Source organism: Sulfitobacter sp. M13, from assembly GCF_053474885.1.
Window position 1 is genome coordinate 2,644,946 of record NZ_CM130281.1, and the last position, 14,771, is coordinate 2,659,716.

Here is a 14,771-nt window from a genome sequence, read left to right on the forward strand (position 1 = left end):
TAGAAGGTATGCCAGCATGGGGCAACATTTATTGGTAATAATATATTACCAATGCGCAGCTACCATACCGCTCGGCCGCAGAGGCCCCCGCCTTCCGACACCTCTCAGAGCAGTATTTCACCGCTTCCCAATCGCGCGTCCACTTGCGTCGCCAGCTAAAGGGCAGGCCACAACGCTGGCAGATCTTTGTTGGCAACTCTGACTTTTTGCGCATTTTCGCCATGGCACTTCCCTCGTTCGCAATGCAGCACGCATAAAAAACGGCAGACCTTGTTGCCAAAGTCTGCCGTCCAAATCGTTAAATTCTCAATCGTTAATTATGCGCCGCGGAAACTCAGTTACTTTCGTTCGTTCCCGGTGCGACGGGATCAACCGGCGCGGCGTTTGTATCATCAGCTTGCGATGCGCCATTGGGTTCGGCGTCGCTCACGGCGGGCACGGTGCTATCGGTGGTGATGCCTTGTGTCGCTTCCTCTGCCGCGGGCTGATGATCTTCGCGGCCATTACCGATCAGAATAAATCCGAGAATGGCGGTGATGACGACGCCGAAGATGATCGCCCCCTTTACGCCAAGCAGCGCAGGCTTGTGCTGTTTCTCTTGCTTCTCAATATTTGTGTCGGGTGCAGACATGGTGCCCTCCGATGGGTCGGTGTAGGTTGCTCTTATCGGGTGGCGACCTTGCAGGCGCCATTGTGCAGGACTAACTTGAACATTGGACATTCGGTTCCAAACAGAAGGAAAATACATGCGCGACGCTGCTCCCCAGACGATATACTTGGCCGACTATACCCCCTACGGCTTCATCATCGACCATGTCGCGCTGCATTTCGATCTGGACCCACGCAAGACCCGCGTCAAAAGCCGGATTGCCTTCCGCCCCAACCCCGACACCAGTGACCGCAGCTTTTTTCTACATGGTGAAAACCTGTCGCTTGTCTCTGCCGCAATTGATGGCACGCCGGTATCGCCCGAAGTCACCCCCCAAGGGCTAACCTGTGACGTGCCTGACGCTCCGTTTATCTGGGAAGCCGAGGTGGAGATCGACCCGCAGGGCAATACCGCGCTTGAGGGGCTTTATATGTCGAATGGCATGTATTGCACCCAATGCGAGGCCGAAGGCTTTCGCAAGATCACCTATTATCCCGACCGCCCCGATGTGATGGCGGTCTTTACTGTCACCATCAACGGCCCGCACCCCGTTCTACTGTCCAACGGCAACCCCGTCAGCAGCGATACCGACACAGCTGAATGGCATGACCCGTGGCCCAAGCCCGCCTATCTGTTCGCGCTGGTTGCTGGCGATCTGGTCGCACATCCCGGAAGCTTCACCACAAAATCGGGCCGCGCCGTCGATCTGAACCTCTATGTACGTCCCGGTGACGAGGGCAAATGCGCCTTTGGCATGCAGGCGCTCAAGGACAGTATGAAGTGGGACGAAGACGTCTATGGCCGTGAATACGATCTTGATCTGTTCAACATCGTTGCAGTGGATGATTTCAACATGGGCGCAATGGAGAATAAGGGGCTGAACATCTTCAACTCCTCCGCCGTGCTGGCCAGCCCCGAAACCTCGACCGACATGAACTTTGAGCGGATCGAGGCGATCATCGCGCATGAATACTTCCACAACTGGACCGGCAACCGGATCACCTGCCGCGATTGGTTCCAGCTGTGCCTCAAGGAAGGGCTGACCGTTTACCGCGACAGCCAATTCACCTCTGACATGCGCTCGGCTGCGGTGAAACGGATTGGCGATGTGATCGATCTGCGCGCCCGACAGTTTCCCGAAGACCAAGGCCCGCTGGCCCACCCCGTGCGGCCCGAAAGCTTTCAAGAGATCAACAACTTCTACACCGCCACGGTCTACGAAAAAGGTGCCGAGGTGATTGGCATGCTCAAGCTGCTGGTCGGTGATGAGGCATATTCAAAAGCGCTCGACCTCTTTTTTGACCGTCACGACGGGCAGGCCTGCACCATCGAAGATTGGCTGCAAGTGTTCGAAGACACCACTGGCCGCGATCTGGCGCAATTCAAGCGCTGGTATTCCCAAGCCGGCACACCGCTGTTGTCCGTTACGGAAAGCTGGGATCACGGCACGTTGACGCTGCACTTTAAACAACACACGCCGGCCAGCGATGCCACAGCCGATCCGCAGCCTCATGTGCTGCCGATTGCCGTCGGGCTGATCGGTCAAGACGGCGACGAGGTCGAGGAAACAACGGTGCTCGAGATGACACAGGCCGAACAGAGCTTTGTCTTTGAAGGTCTGGGGACGCGACCCGTCGCATCGGTGCTGCGCGGCTTTTCCGCGCCCGTGGTCCTGACCCAAGACCTGTCGGACGCAGATCGTGCGCATCTGCTGGCCCATGATACAGACCCCTTTAACCGCTGGGAACAGGGGCGCATGCTGGCCTATGGCTCCCTGTTGGGGATGATCCGCGATGGCAAGGCCCCCAACAAGGACTGGCTGGCCGGTATCCGTGCGGTGATCGGTGATGAAACTCTTGATCCGGCGTATCGTGCGCTGATGTTGGGCCTGCCGTCGCAATCCGATCTGGCCCGCGCACTGGCAGAGGCGGGTGACACCCCCGACCCTGACATCATCTATGCCGCTACCGAGGCGGCCCGCGCCACGATGGCAGAGGTTTTTGCCGATCTGCTGCCGACGCTCTATCGCCGTCACACGGTCGACGCTCCGTTTGAACCCAACGCGAAACAAGCGGGCAAGCGGGCGCTGTCCAATGCTGCGCTGTCCCTGCTGACGCGCAATGACGATGGCGCACTGGCGCAAGAACAGTATGACGTGGCTGACAACATGACCCAGCAGCTTTCCGCGCTGGCCAACCTGATCCGCACCGGTCGCGGCAACAAAGCCGTCGACGCGTTCGAGGGACAATGGAAAGCGGACCGGCTGGTCATGGACAAATGGTTTGGCCTGCAAGTGATCGAAGCCGACCCCGAAGACGCCCACGAAGTCGTCGAAACGCTGACCAAACATCCCGACTTCAACTGGAAGAACCCCAACCGTTTCCGCGCCGTGCTGGGGGCCTTTGCCGCGCACCACGCGGGCTTTCACCATGCTTCGGGCGCAGGCTACCGTTTGCTGGCGGACTGGCTGATCAAGCTTGATCCGGTGAACCCGCAAACCACCGCGCGCATGTGTTCAGCGTTCCAGACGTGGAAGCGCTATGACAGCGACCGCCAAGCGATGATCAAGACAGAGCTGGACCGCATCCTGTCGCAGTCTGGTCTGTCGCGCGACACCACCGAGATGCTGTCGCGTATCCGCGGTGCGTGATGAAAACTGAGGTGTCCCGCATGGGGGCACCTTGCCCCCGCTTATGGTGGTCGCAGGACGGTTCTGAGCATAGGCTGATTGATCCACCTCAGGGGCGGGCTTTTGGGCGCACAGCGTCAAGCGGTTTGCAATAGGTCTGCCGCTTTAACCAACCCGCCATGTCATGGCGCTTTGCGGGGCTGCGCATGGGGCCCCAATCGGCGGCCACGCCTTTTCCGCCGCGCCCATAGATCACACCATCGCGGGGCACCGTGACCGCCATGATCCGTATTGCGCAGCTCAGGTTCGCGCCGCCGTTTTGCAGACTAGCGCCCGTGCCAGCATTGCACCCATAGCCGCGTGCCGTGGCAGGTAAAATCTGTAGCAACCCATACCAAAGCCCGCCGCCACCGACGGCGCGCGCCTTATAGGTGCTTTCATATTTTGCGAGGGTCGACATAAACCCGACCCAGAACGCGCGACGATCCGCGTCCGAAGCGGTGGGATAGGCAGGGCACCATTCTTCGGCATCGGCGGGCACCATATCAACCAAGGGCTTGCCATGAGACTTCAGCGCCGACAGCGCTGTTCGGGTCCAGATCGCGTGACCGCGCCGATGTTGCCACCTTGTGCGCGGGATAACCGCGCTGCGCGCAGGCGGAGAGACATCGTAAAGGGTGATCGGTGCCGCAGTGGTAAGGTCAGGATTGGACGCGCCGCCCTCTCCGGCCAGCGCAGGGGCGGGTTCGATCGGGGGGGCCGTCGGGGTCGTAGCAGACGCAGGGTCACTGACCGCGCCGCGCGCAATAGGGCGCAGAACATTCACCGTCTCGGCAACAGCGGGCAGCGTCATGCCCCCCCACAGGCAAAGCGCGATCACAGCAGACCCAAGAATCACGCGCGGCGAGCCATCGCGCCGCAGTCCTTTGCGGCGTGCACTATTCTTTACAGACATTTGTCCCCCCACTCGTATTCGCGCACAACATAGCGCGTTCCGCGCCATCGTCTCCAGTCTTTGAACAATCAGGCATTATTCAGCCTTAAACTGCTTTCCAGCGGTGGGAAAATCCCAGACTGACCACCGCGATGCCATCTTGGTGCCTAAATATCCCGCCAGTTTCATCAGCAGAAGACGGGCTTACCCAAGACTGGACAGACGATGCTGCACCTCAAGAATTTATTCAAACGCAAAAGCATGCCAACGCTGCTATTGGAAACAGACGACCTTGGTTGTGCACCGCGTCGCCGCGAACCCCGTGCGCAGGGGCAAGAAACGCCTGCCCCCTCTGCCCCTGCGCGCGCCGACACTGTCCCGGCGTCACCGCAAGAGATGCTTTGCATCGACTGCCCCGATCCCACTGCCGAAGACCGCCTATGCGATGAAAACCACCAACTCGGGCAAAAGCTTGTGCGACAGGAAAACTGGGCTGGTCTGTCCAAGGCAATTCGCCGCGCTGACGCAGACAACACCCTTACCCCCGGATCTATGCCTGTGGCCGAGCTGATGGCCCTTGGTGCGCGCGCTGATGTTGTGATGGCAACGGAACACGCGATCGAAGATGTTGACAGCGGCTTTGCCAAAGCGTTGCTCAGCGGGATCGAGGATTTCGAACATGTGCTGGATGCGCATCAAGACGATTATGTCGTCGCCTGTGTCGTCGCCCAGGCCCATATCGACATCGGCTGGGCCTGGCGCGGCAAGGGCGAAAGCACCGTGCTGCCCCAACGCAACCGCGACGCCTGCATCGCCCACTTTGAGCGCGCCGGAGAGATTATCGTGCCGTTCATCGAACAGCACCCCACCAGCGCGCTGGTTGCGGCGACCCGTTGTGCTCATGTCAGCGGCCCGCTTCACCACCAAGGCGGGCTCCGCGAAAGCTACGAACAGCTCATTCTGCTCAACCCGCTCAACCCTCGCCCGATGCGCGCCTTGGGCAACCACATGCTGCCTCGCCACCACGGTGGCTATACCGAGCTTGAGCTTGAGGCGCGCCGCACCGCCGCACGTGTGCAGAATGTCTGGGGTGCCGGTGGCTATACCTGGGTTATGTTTGACGCCATCTGCGCCGATGACACGGCTTGCGCCAATCTAGACGTTGATTATTTCATCGACGGGCTGCGCGATATTCTAGCCCATCATTCGACCGCGTATTGTGCGAACCTACTGGCTGCCTATTGCGCCAATATGCCAAGCTTTGGCGGTGGCGGGGATGAACGCGCTGACAATATCCGCGCCCAAATCGGGGCCTGCACCGACTGGATCATCCGCGCACATCTGACCGAACTCCACCCGATGATCTGGGCCCACGCGGCCCACGGGTTCAACAATAACCTGCGCATCCGGTCGCCGCATAAATTCGCAGCCTCGGGCCGCGACGACGCGATGCAAGTCATAAACAGCCTGTTTCGCTCCGAACTCGCATCGGGGCAACGTATTGTGTTCACCAGCAACGGCCCGCAAGCAATGACCGCCTAACACCGACATCCAAAGCGGATCAGCACACGCATTGGCGCTGCCCCCCTCTTGCAGCACCCCGCCCCCTGTCTTATGACCAAGGCGTTCTGTTTCTGACGCCAAAGGTGCCCCCATGCTTGACCTGACCTATGACACCCCCAAAGTGCGCACCATTGCGGGTGCCAAACATGACTGGGAACTGGTCATCGGGATGGAGGTTCACGCGCAGGTAATGTCGAACGCGAAACTCTTTTCCGCCGCTTCGACAAAATTCGGCGCAGAGCCCAACAACAACGTTTCCTTCGTGGATGCGGCCATGCCTGGCATGCTGCCCACCATCAATGAATTCTGTGTCGAACAGGCCGTGCGCACGGGTCTGGGCCTCAAGGCCGAGATCAACCTGCACAGCGCCTTTGACCGCAAGAACTACTTTTACCCCGATCTACCGCAGGGCTATCAGATTTCGCAGCTGTACCACCCCATTGTGGGCGAAGGCGAAGTGCTGGTGGAGATGGGGGCCGGGGTCGCAGGTGAAAATCCTACGGCGCGCCTGGTGCGTGTGGAACGCATCCACCTGGAACAGGACGCGGGCAAATCGATTCACGATATGGACCCGAACATGTCCTTTGTGGACCTGAACCGTACCGGTGTCGCGCTGATGGAAATCGTCAGCAAGCCCGACATTCGCGGCCCCGAAGAGGCTGCTGCCTATCTGACCAAGCTGCGTCAGATCTTGCGGTATCTTGGTACGTGCAATGGCGACATGCAGTCGGGCGCGATGCGTGCGGATGTGAACGTGTCGATCTGCCTGCCTGGCCAATACGAAAAATATCAGGCGACGCAGGACTTTAGCCATCTCGGGACGCGCTGTGAAATCAAGAACATGAACTCCATGCGGTTCATCCAACAAGCGATCGACGTCGAAGCAAAGCGCCAGATTGCCATCGTCGAAGCCGGCGGCGAAGTGGTGCAGGAAACCCGTTTGTTCGATCCCGACAAGCAGGAAACCCGCTCCATGCGGTCAAAGGAAGAGGCGCATGACTACCGCTATTTCCCCGACCCCGATCTGCTGCCACTGGTGATCGAACAGGCGTGGGTTGATGACATCGGTGCCAACCTGCCCGAACTACCCGATGCCAAGAAAGCGCGCTTTATCAATGACTTTGGCCTCAGCGACTATGATGCGTCGGTTCTGACCTCAGATCTGGACAGCGCGGGCTACTTCGAGGCGACCGCACAGGGCCGAGATGGCAAGATGACGGCGAACTGGGTGATCAACGAACTTTTCGGCCGCCTCAAGAAAGACGAGAAAGCCATCAATGACAGCCCCGTCAGCCCTGCCCAGCTGGGCGGCGTTATCGACCTGATCGCGTCTGATGCGATTTCCGGCAAGATCGCCAAGGACCTGTTTGAAATCGTCTATACCGAAGGCGGTGACCCTGCCTTGATCGTCGAAGAACGCGGGATGAAGCAGGTCACAGACACCAGTGCTATCGAGGCCGCGGTGGACGAGATCATCGCCGCGAACCCCGATCAGGTTGCCAAAGCGCGCGAGAATCCGAAGCTAGCGGGCTGGTTCGTCGGGCAAACGATGAAGGCCACCGGCGGCAAGGCGAATCCGAAAGCGGTGAACCAGATCGTTGCACAAAAACTGAACGGCTAAGACGTCGGGCCGGGGTTTACCAAAGCCCCGGCCCTTTTCTCGCCACGCTCCCCCTCTGACACGCTTTGAAAGGTCTTTTATGGATACGCCCTTCCGGTCATCGCCGCGCCTTGTACAGCCCGAATGGATCGACTTTAACGGCCATTTGAACATGGCTTATTATTCGGTGTTGATGGATAACGCGGTCGATGATGCCTACCATCAGATCGGGTTCGGACCAGAGTATCAGAAGACAGGCCACACCACTTATGTGGCCGAATTCCACGTCTGCTATCTGCGCGAGTTGCACGAGGGCGCGTCGACCTATTGCACGTTCCAACTGCTCGACTTTGATGAAAAGCGTTTCCATTCGTTTACGCAGCTCTGGCACGAAGACGGCTGGCTGGCTGCCACCGGCGAAGCGCTGACGCTGCATATCGACCAGTCTGGCCCCCGTGTGGCCCCGATGCCCGCCGATATTATGGCCCGGCTAGAAGCGATGAAATCGGCCCACGCGACGTTACCTTATCCTGAACAGGCCGGCCGCAAAATCGGACTGAAACGCTGATCCGCGCGCCCTTGTTTGACCTCCTTTGACCCGAAAGCCAGCTCATATGCCACGCTATGAATACAAAGTTGTACCCGCCCCCACCAAAGGGCTGAAGGTCAAGAATATCAAAGGCGATGAAGCGCGGTTTTCCCATGCGCTTCAGGAGCTTATGAATGGTCTTTCAGGTTACGGCTGGGAGTATCAGCGGGCAGAGACTCTGCCATCGACTGAACGCGTGGGGCTGACCGGCAGCACGACGGAATGGCGCAATGTACTGGTGTTTCGCCGCCGACGCGAGGAAGCGCCGGACGCGGCCCCTACTGAGCTGCTCCCCCCACCGTCAGACGCCATGGAAAAGCCCGAAGCCACTGCCTTGAACGCGGACACGGACAAGACAGAGGACGAAAGCTATTTCGAGGATCAGCACGGTGAAACCGACGAGGACGAGGAAACGGCGGAGGTTGCTCCGTCAATGCTGAACGCGCTGGCGTCGCGGCGCAAATCCAGCACGGTTGAAATACCCGCCGAGACCAAACCCGAGGGCGGACAGCAAGCATCAAAGACGGAAGCCAAGACCGACACCCAGACAAAAGCAAACGACGCGACCGAGGAAAAACCCGCAGGCGATCCCCAGACAAAGTCCGTGGACGAAAAAGGCGCGAAGGCTTCGGATGAAACAGAAGCCGCCCCCGCCTCCGAAGACGCCCCCGCCCCCAAGGTCGATAAGACCCCGGACTAAGGGGCCCCTGTCAGACGTCGAGATCCAGCGCCAGTGCATGAATGCGGCCGATCAAGTCGGGACCAAGCGCCTCATGCACGGCGCGGTGCCGCGCAACCCGGGACAGCCCCTTGAAATGGGCCGCCCGAATTTTCACATTAAAATGACTTTCACCCCCCTCGCGGAAGCCGCCATGTCCACGGTGGCTTTCACTATCGTCAACGACGCTTAACTCCGACGGTGCAAACGCCTCTTCCAGCCGGTCGGCGATTTCTTGTGTCACTGACATTTTTTAGCTTAGCCCCCTTCAATCTCACAGCCCAAGGTCTAAACTGACCGGCCTGAGTCGGAAAGGTCCATATCATGCCCAAAAGTGATCCCTTTGGATTCGACATGTCTGTGTCGTCTTCAAAAAAGAAAAATCCCCGCGGCCGTCGCGGGATGTCCGGTGCGTCCGAGACATCACAGCGCGTCTGTTCGCACGAAGGCTGCGAGGAAGCCGGCAAATACCGTGCGCCAAAAGCACCTGACGTGCTGGATGACTATTTCTGGTTCTGCCAGCAGCACGTGCGCGAATACAATCTCAAGTGGAACTTCTTTGACGGCACAACAGAGGCCGAATTGAACGCCCAGCAATCCAAGGACAAAGTGTGGGAACGCACCACCAAGCCGCTTGGCGATCCGGAAGCACGGGCCTGGGCGCGTTTGGGCATCGAAGACCCGCATCAGGTCTTGGGCAAAAACGCGACGCAGAACCCCGGCAAGGGGCCTGCCGCCGGACGCCGCCTCCCCCCCACAGAACGTCGCGCGCTGGAAATCCTCGAGGCCAAGGACACCTGGAGCAAGCCAGAAGTGCGCAAGGCGTATAAGGCGCTCATCAAGGTACTCCACCCCGATATGAACGGCGGTGATCGCAGTCAGGAAGAGCAGTTGCAGCTGGTCGTCTGGGCCTGGGACCAGCTCAAGGGCAGCCGCAACTTCAGGGACTGACGCCGCGCCATTCCGGCAGGCCGTGGGCATCGGCCACCGCGTGAAGCGCGTGCCATAGACAGAGAGACGGGGCGGTGCAGATAGGTGCGCCGCCCCTTTTCCGTCCCCCGCAGGGCTTTGCGACTTTGCCGCAGGTGCGAATTGCCCCTTTCCCTCGCGCTCAGGAAAGATATGTTGCCGTGGACGCCACCCCCTGATCCGCAGGCGGTGCGCAGGACAGAAGCATGAAGGACGTACAGAATATGGCCGAGACCTCATTGGACCTCACAACCAAACCCACCAAAGAGATCTCCGTTCGCGAAGTCTTTGGCATCGACACAGATATGGTCGTGCACGGCTTTGACGAACGTACAAGCCGCGTTCCTGAGCTGGACAGCACTTATAAATTCGACCCTGACACCACGATGGCGATCCTTGCGGGGTTCAACCACAACCGCCGCGTGATGGTTCAAGGCTACCACGGGACAGGTAAGTCCACCCACATCGAACAGGTGGCAAGCCTGTTGAACTGGCCTTGTGTACGGGTCAACCTTGATAGCCACATCAGCCGGATCGACCTGATCGGTAAGGATGCGATCAAGCTGAAAGACGGCAAGCAGGTTACCGATTTCCAGGAAGGCATCCTGCCTTGGGCGCTGCGCAACCCGACTGCGATTGTGTTCGACGAATATGATGCGGGCCGTGCCGACGTGATGTTCGTGATCCAGCGCGTGCTGGAAGTTGACGGCAAGCTGACGCTGCTTGACCAGAACAAAGTGATCGAACCCCACCCCTATTTCCGCATTTTTGCAACCGCCAACACTGTTGGTCTGGGCGATACCACGGGTCTCTATCACGGCACGCAGCAGATTAACCAAGGTCAGATGGACCGTTGGTCGCTGGTCGCCACGTTGAACTATCTCAGCATCGATGCGGAAACGCAGATCGTTCTGTCCAAGAACCCGCATTACAACACGGACAAGGGCCGCAAGACGATCAAGCAGATGGTCACCGTCGCCGACCTGACGCGGACCGCCTTTATGAACGGCGAACTGTCGACCGTCATGTCGCCTCGGACCGTGATTGCCTGGGCCCAGAACGCCGAGATCTTCCGCGATGTGGGCTATGCCTTCCGTCTCTCGTTCCTCAACAAATGTGATGAACTTGAACGCCAGACCGTCGCCGAGTTCTATCAGCGCCTGTTCGACGAAGAGCTGCCGGAATCCGCCGCAAGCCTGAGCCTTGGCTGAGGCACAACCCGCCCTGTGCCAACGTCGGCAGGGGTGAATAACACGACGTTCACCGGCACTTAGGGCCGGTGAATGGCAGTTTGACCGCAGTGCCAGTTTCGCGTGGCCGCGGTGACAAAAGCCGCATACCGGCCGCACTCGGATGGGAGAATGACATGAGCAAACAATCAGATAACCCCGCCGACGCGTTCAAAAAGGCTTTGGCCGAAGCAACCAAAGTCATGTCGAAGGATCCCGATCTGACGGTGAGCTTTTCCGTCGATCCCTCGGGGCTGAGCGGCGATTCAATGCGCTTGCCACAGGTCAGCCGCCGCATGACCCGCGAAGAAGTCCTGCTTGCCCGGGGCACCGCCGATGCGCTGGCGCTGAACCGGCGCTATCACAACGGCCAGACCCATTCGAAATACATGCCCGCCGGTGACATGGCCCGCGACCTATATGAGGCGATGGAAACCGCCCGCTGCGAAGCCGTGGGCGCACGTGACATGCCCGGCACCGCCGGCAACATCGACGCGAAGATCAAATATGACTCCCTGCGCAAAGGGTACGATCAGGCGAAACAGCCCTCGGATGTGCCTTTGGCCACGGCAGCAGGCTATCTTGTGCGCCATCTGGCGACGGGGCGCGATATGCCCGCCGGTGCCGCCAACGCAATGGAGCTGTGGCGCGGTTATATCGAGGATCAGGCCGGCGGCACGCTCGAGACACTGAACGACACGCTAGACGATCAGGCCGCCTTCGCCCGCTTTGCCCGCAAGATGATCTTCGATCTGGGCTATGGCGACCAACTGGGCGATGACCCAGATCAAGGCGACGATGATCAGGACAGTGCCGAGGAAGAAGGCACCGAAGAAGAGCAAGAGCCCGATAGCACCGGTCAAGACGAACAAGACGAGGACGAGGCAGAGGCCTCTCCGGAACAGTCGCAAGAACAACAGCAAGATGAATCCCAAGCGCAGGTGTCAATGGATGATACCGCCGACCAAGAGCTTGGCGAAGAAGCAGAAATGCCCGACGGCGACGCCCCGATGGAGCCCCCCGCCCCGCCGCAGGCATCGGATGCGGACCCAAATTATCTGGTGTACCAGACCGACCACGACGAGGTGATCGGTGCCGCAGATTTGGCCGAACCGGCAGAGCTTGAACGGTTGCGCGCCTATCTCGACCAGCAGCTTGAACCATTGAAGGGCGCGGTGAGCCGACTGGCGAACAAGCTGCAGCGCCGCTTGCAGGCGCAGCAAAACCGGTCATGGGAATTTGATCTCGAAGAAGGCACGCTGGACGCCGGTCGTCTGGCCCGCGTGGTGGCCAACCCCACGACGCCACTGTCATTTAAGGTCGAACAGGACACCGAATTCCGCGATACCTGCGTGACGCTGCTGCTCGACAACTCCGGCTCGATGCGCGGGCGTCCGATCTCTATCGCCGCGATTTGCGCCGATGTTCTGGCCCGCACGCTGGAGCGCTGCAACGTCAAAGTCGAGATTTTGGGCTTTACCACCCGCGCATGGAAAGGCGGCCAAGCCCGTGAGGCATGGCTGAACGATGGCCGTCCGGTACAACCAGGCCGTCTGAATGATTTGCGCCACATCATCTATAAATCCGCAGACGCCCCCTGGCGGCGTACGCGGCCCAACCTGGGGCTGATGATGAAGGAAGGCCTGCTGAAAGAGAACATCGACGGCGAGGCGCTGGAATGGGCCCACCGCCGGATGATCGCACGACACGAATCCCGCAAAATCTTGATGGTGATCAGCGACGGCGCGCCCGTGGATGACAGCACCCTGTCGGTGAACCCTGCCAACTATCTGGAAAAACATCTGCGCGACGTGATCGCGATGGTCGAAAAGCGCAAGGCCGTCGAACTGCTGGCCATCGGCATCGGCCACGACGTGACCCGCTATTATGACCGCGCCGTCACGATCACGGATGTGGACCAGTTGGCCGGTGCCATGACAGAGCAGCTGGCCGCCCTTTTCGACACCGATCCGCGCAAACGCGCCCGTGTCATGGGCATGCGCCGCGCAAGCTGAGGGTCAAGGACGCTCCGCGGGGAGTTTTAAGAGCAAAATGAAGAATGGGGTGGTGACATGTTTCAATCGTTCGAGGCGACCTCGCGGCCGGAACAAGGGCCGCCACGGCTGGCCGCGCTGCGCAAGCAATTGCAAACCGACGCGCTTGACGGGTTTCTGGTGCCCCGCGCCGATGCCCATCAGGGCGAATATGTTGCCCCCCGCGATGACCGGCTGAAGTGGCTGACAGGGTTTACCGGATCGGCTGGTTTCTGTGCCGCCTTGCGGGATGTGGCGGGCGTGTTCATCGACGGGCGCTATCGCACGCAGGTCAAGGCGCAGGTGGCGGATGTCTATACGCCGGTCGCATGGCCCGAGGTGTCACTGGCAGATTGGCTGCGCACAGAGCTGCCTCAGGGCGGCATCGTGGGCTTCGATCCGTGGCTGCATGCCGCCGGACAGATCGAGCAATTGGAGACAGCGCTGGAAGGCAGCAGCGTGACGCTACGCCGTACCGGTAATCTGGTGGACCGCATCTGGGCAGACCAGCCCGCACTGCCGATGCAACCCGCCAAATTGCATCCGATCGAATTTGCCGGCGAGGCACATGGTGACAAAATCGCACGGCTTGCAGGATCGTTGCGCGACAAGGGCCGTGCCGCGGCAGTAATCACCCTGCCCGATAGCCTGTGCTGGCTGCTTAATATTCGCGGGTCCGATATTGCACGCAATCCGGTCGTCCACGGCTTTGCCGTGCTGCACGATGCCGGTCATGTTGATCTGTTCGTCGCCCCCGCCAAGCTGGAGGGGCTGGAGGCGCATCTGGGCCCGCACGTGACCATTCATGCACCAGAGGCGTTTCTGGCTTCTCTCGCCGACCTATCTGGTGCCGTTCTGGCCGAGAAAGCGACTGTGCCGGTGGCTGTCGCGGATGCTTTGGGCGACAAGATCGTGTGGGGCGACGACCCCTGCGCTCTGCCCAAGGCCCGCAAGAACGAGGCCGAGATCAACGGATCTATCGCCGCGCACCTGCGCGATGGGGCGGCCTTGGTCGAGGTGCTGGCCTGGCTTGATGCACAGCCAGCGGGCAGCGTGACGGAGACACAGGTCGTCACCAAGCTCGAGACCGCGCGCCGCCGCGATCCGGCGCTGCAAGAGATCAGCTTTGAGACCATCGCCGGCACCGGCCCCAATGGCGCGATTATGCATTACCGCGTGACCGAAGACACCGATAGTGTTCTGCAAGACGGGCATCTGCTGGTGTTGGACTCCGGTGGCCAATATCTGGATGGCACCACCGACATCACCCGCACCATTGCCATCGGCACGCCGCCGGCCGAGGCGAAAGAGGCGTTTACCCGTGTGCTCAACGGTTTGATCGCCATGAGCCGCCTGCGCTGGCCTAAAGGGTTGGCTGGCCGCGATATCGAAGCCGTGGGCCGATTGCCCCTTTGGATGGCAGGGCAGGATTTCGATCATGGGCTGGGCCATGGCGTCGGAGCCTATCTGAGCGTCCACGAAGGGCCGCAACGGCTCAGCAAGCTGAGCACGGTGCCCCTGTCCGACGGTATGATCCTGAGCATCGAGCCCGGCTATTACCGCGAGGGGGCCTTTGGCATTCGGCTGGAAAACCTTGCCGTGGTACGGCCTGCGGGTAACATGCCGGGCGGGGATGCGCACCGCGCCATGCTCGCTTGGGAAACGCTGAGCTTTGCCCCCATTGATACGCGGTTGATCGTGCCCGACATGCTGAGCATGGATGCGCGGGACTGGCTGAACGCCTATCACCGCGACGTTGCGGAAAAGATCGGACCGCAGCTATCACCGGTTGCGAAACTGTGGTTGGATGCGGCAACAGCGCCGGTTTGAGCGCGATATAAATCAGTTCATTCAGGGA

The 14,771-nt window shown here is 60.0% G+C and carries 13 protein-coding genes; 9 read left to right on the forward strand and 4 right to left on the reverse strand.

Annotation, left to right across the window (positions count from 1 at the left end; translation table 11 throughout):
• Nucleotides 1-28: 28 nt before the first annotated feature.
• Entirely contained in the window at nucleotides 29-223 is a 195-nt protein-coding gene (locus ACVBAU_RS12700; RefSeq protein WP_448326682.1) for a DUF2256 domain-containing protein, read from the reverse strand.
• Nucleotides 224-334: 111 nt separating this feature from the next.
• Nucleotides 335-631: a hypothetical protein gene (locus ACVBAU_RS12705; RefSeq protein ID WP_138922993.1), complete on the reverse strand. Its 297-nt coding sequence runs from the start codon at nucleotides 629-631 to the stop codon at nucleotides 335-337.
• Nucleotides 632-746: 115 nt separating this feature from the next.
• Between ACVBAU_RS12705 and pepN the strand changes: the two genes are divergently transcribed.
• Nucleotides 747-3,299 carry an aminopeptidase N gene (gene pepN, locus ACVBAU_RS12710; protein ID WP_448326683.1) on the forward strand — a complete coding sequence of 851 codons (2,553 nt, stop codon included), beginning with the start codon at nucleotides 747-749 and terminating at the stop codon, nucleotides 3,297-3,299.
• Between the two features lie 88 nt (nucleotides 3,300-3,387).
• Here pepN and ACVBAU_RS12715 read toward each other — a convergent pair whose 3' ends face one another.
• Nucleotides 3,388-4,233, reverse strand: coding sequence for a lytic transglycosylase (locus ACVBAU_RS12715; protein WP_448326684.1), 846 nt, complete (start codon nucleotides 4,231-4,233; stop codon nucleotides 3,388-3,390).
• Nucleotides 4,234-4,473: 240 nt separating this feature from the next.
• On the opposite strand from ACVBAU_RS12715, the gene ACVBAU_RS12720 reads away from it, so the two are divergent.
• From ACVBAU_RS12720 to ACVBAU_RS12735, 4 genes are all read left to right on the forward strand, one after another.
• Nucleotides 4,474-5,754: a hypothetical protein gene (locus ACVBAU_RS12720; protein ID WP_448326685.1), complete on the forward strand. Its 1,281-nt coding sequence runs from the start codon at nucleotides 4,474-4,476 to the stop codon at nucleotides 5,752-5,754.
• A 112-nt stretch (nucleotides 5,755-5,866) separates the two neighbouring features.
• Nucleotides 5,867-7,396, forward strand: a complete 1,530-nt coding sequence (gene gatB / locus ACVBAU_RS12725) for an Asp-tRNA(Asn)/Glu-tRNA(Gln) amidotransferase subunit GatB (protein WP_335744231.1) — start codon at nucleotides 5,867-5,869, stop codon at nucleotides 7,394-7,396.
• Between the two features lie 79 nt (nucleotides 7,397-7,475).
• A complete protein-coding gene (locus ACVBAU_RS12730) occupies nucleotides 7,476-7,943 on the forward strand; it encodes a thioesterase family protein (RefSeq protein ID WP_138922988.1) in 468 nt (155 codons plus the stop codon).
• A gap of 46 nt (nucleotides 7,944-7,989) precedes the next feature.
• Entirely contained in the window at nucleotides 7,990-8,664 is a 675-nt protein-coding gene (locus tag ACVBAU_RS12735; RefSeq protein ID WP_448326686.1) for a hypothetical protein, read from the forward strand.
• Nucleotides 8,665-8,674: 10 nt separating this feature from the next.
• Here the strand turns inward: ACVBAU_RS12735 and ACVBAU_RS12740 are convergent, their stop codons facing one another.
• Complete coding sequence (locus tag ACVBAU_RS12740) at nucleotides 8,675-8,932, reverse strand: BolA family protein (protein ID WP_138922987.1); 258 nt, start codon at nucleotides 8,930-8,932, stop codon at nucleotides 8,675-8,677.
• 74 nt (nucleotides 8,933-9,006) lie between these two features.
• Here ACVBAU_RS12740 and ACVBAU_RS12745 point away from each other — a divergent pair, with 74 nt between their 5' ends.
• The 4 genes from ACVBAU_RS12745 (at nucleotide 9,007) to ACVBAU_RS12760 (ending at nucleotide 14,743) form a co-directional block, all read left to right on the forward strand.
• A complete protein-coding gene (locus ACVBAU_RS12745; RefSeq protein ID WP_138922986.1) occupies nucleotides 9,007-9,633 on the forward strand; it encodes a J domain-containing protein in 627 nt (208 codons plus the stop codon).
• A gap of 224 nt (nucleotides 9,634-9,857) precedes the next feature.
• Nucleotides 9,858-10,862: a cobaltochelatase subunit CobS gene (gene cobS / locus ACVBAU_RS12750; protein WP_448326687.1), complete on the forward strand. Its 1,005-nt coding sequence runs from the start codon at nucleotides 9,858-9,860 to the stop codon at nucleotides 10,860-10,862.
• Between the two features lie 155 nt (nucleotides 10,863-11,017).
• Nucleotides 11,018-12,895, forward strand: a complete 1,878-nt coding sequence (cobT, locus tag ACVBAU_RS12755) for a cobaltochelatase subunit CobT (protein WP_138922984.1) — start codon at nucleotides 11,018-11,020, stop codon at nucleotides 12,893-12,895.
• 57 nt (nucleotides 12,896-12,952) lie between these two features.
• Nucleotides 12,953-14,743 (forward strand): aminopeptidase P family protein, encoded by a 1,791-nt coding sequence (locus tag ACVBAU_RS12760; RefSeq protein ID WP_448326688.1) that lies wholly within the window; start codon nucleotides 12,953-12,955, stop codon nucleotides 14,741-14,743.
• The last annotated feature ends 28 nt before the right edge of the window (nucleotides 14,744-14,771 follow it).

Excerpts from the sequence above, each read along its gene's own strand:
- ACVBAU_RS12745 (WP_138922986.1), top strand. The coding sequence starts at position 9,007 with ATGCCCAAAAGTGATCCCTTTGGATTCGACATGTCTGTGTCGTCTTCA.
- ACVBAU_RS12700 (WP_448326682.1), bottom strand. The coding sequence starts at position 223 with ATGGCGAAAATGCGCAAAAAGTCAGAGTTGCCAACAAAGATCTGCCAG.
- cobS (WP_448326687.1), top strand. The coding sequence starts at position 9,858 with ATGAAGGACGTACAGAATATGGCCGAGACCTCATTGGACCTCACAACC.
- ACVBAU_RS12705 (WP_138922993.1), bottom strand. The coding sequence starts at position 631 with ATGTCTGCACCCGACACAAATATTGAGAAGCAAGAGAAACAGCACAAG.
- ACVBAU_RS12730 (WP_138922988.1), top strand. The coding sequence starts at position 7,476 with ATGGATACGCCCTTCCGGTCATCGCCGCGCCTTGTACAGCCCGAATGG.
- cobT (WP_138922984.1), top strand. The coding sequence starts at position 11,018 with ATGAGCAAACAATCAGATAACCCCGCCGACGCGTTCAAAAAGGCTTTG.
- pepN (WP_448326683.1), top strand. The coding sequence starts at position 747 with ATGCGCGACGCTGCTCCCCAGACGATATACTTGGCCGACTATACCCCC.
- gatB (WP_335744231.1), top strand. The coding sequence starts at position 5,867 with ATGCTTGACCTGACCTATGACACCCCCAAAGTGCGCACCATTGCGGGT.
- ACVBAU_RS12740 (WP_138922987.1), bottom strand. The coding sequence starts at position 8,932 with ATGTCAGTGACACAAGAAATCGCCGACCGGCTGGAAGAGGCGTTTGCA.
- ACVBAU_RS12715 (WP_448326684.1), bottom strand. The coding sequence starts at position 4,233 with ATGTCTGTAAAGAATAGTGCACGCCGCAAAGGACTGCGGCGCGATGGC.
- ACVBAU_RS12720 (WP_448326685.1), top strand. The coding sequence starts at position 4,474 with ATGCCAACGCTGCTATTGGAAACAGACGACCTTGGTTGTGCACCGCGT.
- ACVBAU_RS12735 (WP_448326686.1), top strand. The coding sequence starts at position 7,990 with ATGCCACGCTATGAATACAAAGTTGTACCCGCCCCCACCAAAGGGCTG.
- ACVBAU_RS12760 (WP_448326688.1), top strand. The coding sequence starts at position 12,953 with ATGTTTCAATCGTTCGAGGCGACCTCGCGGCCGGAACAAGGGCCGCCA.